The following is a 5,891-nucleotide window of genomic DNA, read 5'->3' as shown; positions in this document are numbered from 1 at the left end:
GCCGGGGCCAGTGCCCCGGCCGCGCCCCTCAGGACATGACGCCCTCACGCGGCTTGTGCGTGCAACCAGTCGGTGAACGCGTCGAGGTCCGGCAGGACCACCGTGGCGAACGCGCGGACCACGAAGTCGTCGGTCTCGCCGGTGATCGCCACCACGGTGGCGCCGCCGCGGTGCGCGGCCTGCACCTCCGCGACCGCGTCCGCGGTGGACTCCTGGTCCGGCAGCCACGCGACACACACGTCGCTGCCCGCCGCGAGCCCGGTGAGCCGGTGGAACTCGGCGGGCGCCTGGTCGTGCGCCCGGTCCCACGCGTCGACCGGGTCGTGTACGACGGCGTTCGGGTGGTGGGCGCGGATGACGCCCGCCAGGCGTTTACGCGGGTCGGCGGCGACCGCACGCGTGCCGCGCCGCACCCCCTGCGTCAGCCCGACCAGGTAGAAGGACCGCTGGGCCAGCGCGGGCGCACCCGCGCGCATGTTGAGCCGATAGTCGGCGAAGTCCATCACGCTCATGATTCCCCCTCGCAGGCTCCGGGGAACCGCTCGCGGTCGCCCTGTGCTCGATGCGCTGTTCGACGATTCGCTCCGCAAGCTCCGCTCATTGCTCCGCAAGCTCCGCGCTCTGTTCGATGATTCGCTCCGCAAGCTCCGCTCATGCCGCGACCTGTACTTCCTTGCGCGCCGGATAGTCGTAGAAGCCACGCCCCGTCTTCTTGCCGAGCAGCCCAGCCGAGACCATGCGGGCCAGCAGTGGCGGCGGCGAGTAGTGGGGCTCGCGGTACTCGGCGTAGAGCGACTCGCTGATGGCCTGCACGATGTCCAGGCCGATCAGGTCGCTCAGCGCGAACGGGCCCATCGGGTGCGCACAGCCCAGCTTCATGGCCGTGTCGATGTCGGCCATCGACGCCACCCCGGACTCGTACACCCGGATCGCCGACAGCAGGTACGGGATCAGCAAGGCGTTCACCACGAACCCGGAACGGTCCTTGGTGCGCACGACCTGCTTGCCGAGCACGTCGGTCACGAAGGTCTCCGCCGTGGCGACCGTGTCGTCCTCGGTGAGCACCGAGCCGACCAGCTCCACCAGCGGCAGCACCGTGACGGGGTTGAAGAAGTGCGTGCCGACGACCTTGCCTGGCCGGTCGGTGACGCGGCCGAGCTGGATGATCGGGAACGACGAGGTGTTGGAGCCGAGGATCGCGTCGTCGTCCGCCACCACCTTGTCGAGAGTGGCGAACACGTCCAGCTTGACCGACTCCTGCTCCGGCCCGGCCTCGATGACGAACTGCCGGTCGGCGAAGTCGGTGAGGTCGGCGGTGAACGACACCCGCGCGAGTGCCGCGTCCCGGTCCGCCTCGGTGAGTTTTCCCTTGCGCAGCCCGTTGTCCAGCGAGCCGACCAGCCTGCGCCTGCCGTCCACCTCCCGCCCCGGCCGCGACACCGCGACCAGCACGTCGAGCCCGGCACGGGCGCAGACCTCGGCGAGACCGGCACCCATCACGCCGCATCCCACGACGCCGACGCGTCGAATCCTGTTCATGGTGAGATCACTTCCTTGCGGGGCCGGCCCAGCGGAGCAGGCTCGCACCCATGGACATCCCGCCGCCGAAACCGAGCAGCAGGACCAGGTCGCCGTCGGCCAGCAGGCCGGCGCGGTTGGCCTCGTCGAGCGTCACCGGTACCGATGCGCTGCCGACGTTGCCGTACTTCTCCACGGTGCGGTGGGTGGTCGCACCGGCCAGCCCGCAGCGCTCGACCAGCTGCGAGAGCAGTCTGCCGTTCGCCTGGTGCGGCACGACGTGATCGACGTCTGCCGCGGTCACGCCGGCGCGGGCCAGCAGTTTGTCCACGAACGGAGGCACCTCGTGCAGGACGATCTCGGTGACGTCTCGTCCCTTCATCCGGAAGAAGTGCCCGCCCTCCGCGAGGGTTTTGATCGACGCGGGGCGCCTGCTGCCGCCCGCGTCGACCCAGATCAGGTCGTGCCGGTCGCCTCGGGTCGCCAGGTCGAACTCGGCGAGCCCTCGGTCGTCGGGGACCTCACCGACGACCGCGGCGCCGGCGCCGTCCCCGAACAGCACCGCGGTGCGCCGGTCGTCGAAGTCAAGGATGCGTGAGTACACGTCGGCGCCGACCACGAGCGCGTGCGCGCCGGGCCGGACGTTGACCAGGCTCTGCGCCAGCACCAGCCCGTGCACGAAGCCCGCGCACACGGCGTTGACGTCGAAGCACGCGGCCCCGTACGCGCCGACGAGGTCCTGCACGAGGCAGGACGTGGGTGGCTGCGGCTGGTCACCGGTCGACGTCGACACGATGAGATAGTCGACGCGATCGACCGAGAGGCCTGCCTGTTCGAGCGCGCGAGTCGCGGCGACCGCCGCGAGGTCGGAGGTTGCTTCGGCGGACGCGGCGAAACGACGGGTGTGGATGTCGGTCTTGGCGGCGATCTGCTCCGCGGTGGTGCCGGGAACGCGCTGGGCGAGCTCCGCGTTGGTCACCACCCACTCCGGCATGTACGACCCAGTCCCGATGATTCCGATGGACACAGATCCTCCCGGCTCGTGTTCTCCATCAGATGGTGCATCGCGACCGACGCCGTGAGCAATGCGAACCATCGGTGGTGCACGGCAATTGGCCGGGGAAATTACCGGGGACTTCCCCGGGTTGTTACCGGATCGTGGAAGGCGCGGATGCCGCACCCGCCGGGACAGTCCTACCTGGACGGGTGCGGCGACCGCGAAGCTCGGTGTCGGTTCGCCGGTCTCACGCCGCGGGCGGTACCGCCTCATCGGCCACCGGCCAGCGGGCCGGGTTCTCACCGAGCGCGCCCAGTTCGGCGACCTCGGGGCCACACCACGGGGCCATCGTGAGGTCACCAGCCACCAGGGCGTACACGAAGTCGGCCCACCCGACCCACTCGAAGTCACCGACCGCGGCCGGGTCAGGGTGCGGGGGATCGTCGGTCACGGCGCGGTAGACCAGGCACCGCTCTCCCGCTGTCACACCGCGGTATCCGGGCAGCACCAGTTCGGGGACGACGACGAGCCCCAGCTCCTCGCGCAGCGCGCGGGCCACCGCGTCCGAGGTGGACTCGCCTGGTTCGGGGTGGCCGTGGCAGGAGTTGCTCCACACCCCGGGCCAGGTCTTCATGGTCTGCCCGCGCATGGTCAGCAGCAGCCGGGCATCGCTGGTGAAGACGTAGCAGGAGAACGCGAGCCGCGCGGTGGCCTGCTTGTGCGACGACTGTCTCATGTGGCTCCCCCGCCTTTCGCAGTCGTGTGGGCGGATGCTCAGGCGTAGACGGGCACCTGGATCGAGGCGTCGTGCTCCAGGATCATGTGCTGTAGCGCCTGCAGCTCGGGGCCGGGCTCGATGCCGAGCCCGTCGACGAGGGCGGCCCTGGTCCTGCGGTAGACGTTGAGCGCGTCGACCTGGCGGCCGGAGCGGTACAGGGCGAGCATGAACTGGATGCACAGCCGCTCACGCAGTGGCTCCGCGGCGGTCAGCACCTCCAGCTCGGGGGTGATCTCGCGGTGCCTGCCGCACTGCAGCTCGGCGTCGAAGCAGTCCTCGAGCGCGGAGAGCCGCTCGTCCTCGATCGCGCTCAGCTCCGACCACATGGTGCCGGACTCGACGAGGTCGGCGAGCGCGCGACCGCGCCAGAGGGTCAGCGCCTCCCTGAACAGGTGGGTGCCGCGCTCCGGCTGACCGGCGCCGCTGGCCTCCCGTCCACTGTGGACAAGACGGCGGAACTGGTACATGTCCACGTCGTCCGGGTCGACGCGCAGCTGGTAGCCGGGCGCGTGCGTGATCAGCTGAGCCGAGCAGTCCTGGCCGGCCGCGGCCAGCATGCGCCGGATCGCGGACACCGCGTTCTGCACCATCTTGCGTGCGGTCGACGGCGGCTGACAGTCCCACAGCGCGTTCAGCATCCTGCTGTTCGGCACGACCTGGTTCGCGTGCAGCAGCAGATAGCCGAGGACGGCACGCTGTTTGACACCGCCGAGATCGATTCGCGAGGCGCCATCACTGACTTCCAATGACCCCAGTAAGTGGAACTTCATGACTATTCACTCCGACCACTGAACGTATGCCCTGGTACCGCGGATTGAGTGAACCGATGGTCACACGTCGAGTCACTGGCAGGGAACCCCGGCGCGCGATACGTGAAGAACCCACACCCACTCGATGAACGGATCAGGTGAAAATCAGGAACGTCCGCACTGGCCGCGACATGCCGCGCGGAAGCACAATTCTTGACGACATCCGGAAATCACGCCACCAATCGACCGGGATCCCGGTAGGAGGACTCACCATGGCCACACCGATCGCGCGGGCCGCGGCCAAGAAGCAGCCCGGCGGCCTGGACCCGGCGTTTTTGAAGGACTGGGCGGACCGCAACCTCGCCGCGTGGGACGCGCTCGACGCGGAGGCCGTGGCGGACACGTGCACCGACGACATCGTGTGGACCGACCCGAGCGTTCCCTGGCCGATCCGCGGCCGCAAGGAACTGATCAAGGTGATCAACGCGTTCGCGACGTCCTACCCGGACCTGAAGATCACGCGCGTGAGCGACCCGATCCCGTCGCCGACCGAGCAGCTGGGCATCGCCCGCTACACGATGACGGGCACGCTCACCAAGTTGTGGCCATTCACCAACATGGCGCCGACCGGCCAGTCCATGTCGGTGCGCTGCGTCGACGAGTGGGTCTTCCGCGACGGCCTGCTCGCGGGCAACACCACGATCTACGACTGCCTGCAGACCGCGCGCCAGCTTGGCATCGTGCCGCCGCCGAACACGCTGCAGTCGAAGTTCATGAGCAAGGTGCAGCACCTGCGTGCGCGCAGTCTGCGTGCGAAGGCCGCGTGCCCCGCCTGCGGGTACAAGAAGAACCACACGCACTGACGTCTGGGGCACACAATGAAACTGCTCGGCCGTACCGTACTCGTTACCGGCGCCTCAAGCGGCATCGGCGAGGCCGTCGCCCGCGCCGCGCACGCCCGCGGCGCCACTGTGCTGCTGGTGGCCAGGGGCGAGACCAAGCTGAAGGCGCTGACCGCTGAGCTCGGCCTCCGCGCACACCACTACACCTGTGATGTTGGCGAACTGGACGCGGTGGCGGAGCTGGCGGAAGCCATCCGCACCGACGGCCACGAGGTCGACGTGCTGGTGAACAGCGCGGGTTCCGGCCGCTGGGTGTCCATTGAGGACGCGGAGCCCGGCGAGCTGGTGGCCATGGCGAAGGTGCCGTACCTGGCAGCGCTGCTCACGACCCGCGCGTTCGTCACGGGCATGCTGGCGAGGCGCGCAGGCTGGATCGTCACCGTGAACTCCGGTGTGTCCCGAGGGGTCTGGCCGGGCGCGGTCGGCTACGCGAGCGCCCGCTGGGCACTGCGCGGCCTTGACCTGGCGCTGAAGGCCGACCTGCGCGGCTCCGGCGTCGGCGCGACGGAGATCGTGCTGGGTACGGTGAGCACCAGCTACTTCGCGAACAACCCGGACTCGGAAGACAAGCTGCCGAAGATCGCCAAGATCGTGCCGACGGTGACCCCGGAACAGGTGGCGGACGCCATCTGCAAGGCGGTCGAACGCAAGCGCGGCACGGTCATCATGCCGTGGCAGATGAAGTTCGTGTCCTCACAGGGACAGCACTTCCCCAGGATGAACCACTTCATGCTGTGGCTGACCGGCGCCCGCCGCAAGAAGCGCTGACGCAGAGACGTGAAAGAGGGCCTTCCCGCACGGGAAGGCCCTCTTTCGTGTCCTGCTTGTCCTCGCCGCTTTGCCTCCGGCGGCTCCTCGCCGGAGGCAAAGCGCAACCAAAGGACCAAAGGACGAACGCGTCTTTCGGGGCATGCTAGTGGGGGCCGGGCGCACAGCCGCCCGGCCCC

The 5,891-nt window shown here is 69.2% G+C and carries 7 protein-coding genes; 2 read left to right on the top strand and 5 right to left on the bottom strand.

Annotated features, from left to right (window positions below; genetic code table 11):
* Positions 1-44 precede the first annotated feature (44 nt).
* The 5 genes from WBA97_RS13550 to WBA97_RS13530 form a co-directional block, all read right to left on the bottom strand.
* The gene (locus WBA97_RS13550; RefSeq protein WP_424231133.1) at positions 45-512 is read right to left on the bottom strand and encodes a hypothetical protein; all 468 of its coding nucleotides are present in this window, start codon (positions 510-512) and stop codon (positions 45-47) included.
* A gap of 139 nt (positions 513-651) precedes the next feature.
* Positions 652-1,539 (bottom strand): 3-hydroxybutyryl-CoA dehydrogenase, encoded by an 888-nt coding sequence (locus tag WBA97_RS13545; protein ID WP_424231132.1) that lies wholly within the window; start codon positions 1,537-1,539, stop codon positions 652-654.
* Between the two features lie 7 nt (positions 1,540-1,546).
* The gene (locus WBA97_RS13540; protein ID WP_424231131.1) at positions 1,547-2,545 is read right to left on the bottom strand and encodes a 3-oxoacyl-ACP synthase III family protein; all 999 of its coding nucleotides are present in this window, start codon (positions 2,543-2,545) and stop codon (positions 1,547-1,549) included.
* Positions 2,546-2,762: 217 nt separating this feature from the next.
* Positions 2,763-3,251: an NUDIX domain-containing protein gene (locus WBA97_RS13535; RefSeq protein ID WP_424231130.1), complete on the bottom strand. Its 489-nt coding sequence runs from the start codon at positions 3,249-3,251 to the stop codon at positions 2,763-2,765.
* 38 nt (positions 3,252-3,289) lie between these two features.
* Positions 3,290-4,063, bottom strand: a complete 774-nt coding sequence (locus WBA97_RS13530) for an AfsR/SARP family transcriptional regulator (RefSeq protein ID WP_424231129.1) — start codon at positions 4,061-4,063, stop codon at positions 3,290-3,292.
* A 251-nt stretch (positions 4,064-4,314) separates the two neighbouring features.
* Between WBA97_RS13530 and WBA97_RS13525 the strand changes: the two genes are divergently transcribed.
* Together WBA97_RS13525 and WBA97_RS13520 are read left to right on the top strand one after the other, a co-directional pair.
* Entirely contained in the window at positions 4,315-4,905 is a 591-nt protein-coding gene (locus WBA97_RS13525) for an ester cyclase (RefSeq protein WP_424231128.1), read from the top strand.
* A 15-nt stretch (positions 4,906-4,920) separates the two neighbouring features.
* Positions 4,921-5,712, top strand: coding sequence for an SDR family NAD(P)-dependent oxidoreductase (locus tag WBA97_RS13520; RefSeq protein WP_424231127.1), 792 nt, complete (start codon positions 4,921-4,923; stop codon positions 5,710-5,712).
* Positions 5,713-5,891 lie beyond the last annotated feature (179 nt).

It is taken from the genome of Actinophytocola sp. (assembly GCF_049647105.1).
Classification (GTDB): Bacteria; Actinomycetota; Actinomycetes; order Mycobacteriales; family Pseudonocardiaceae; genus Actinophytocola.
Note: the sequence above shows the minus strand (reverse complement) of the source record. Positions and strands in the feature narration are given on the sequence as shown.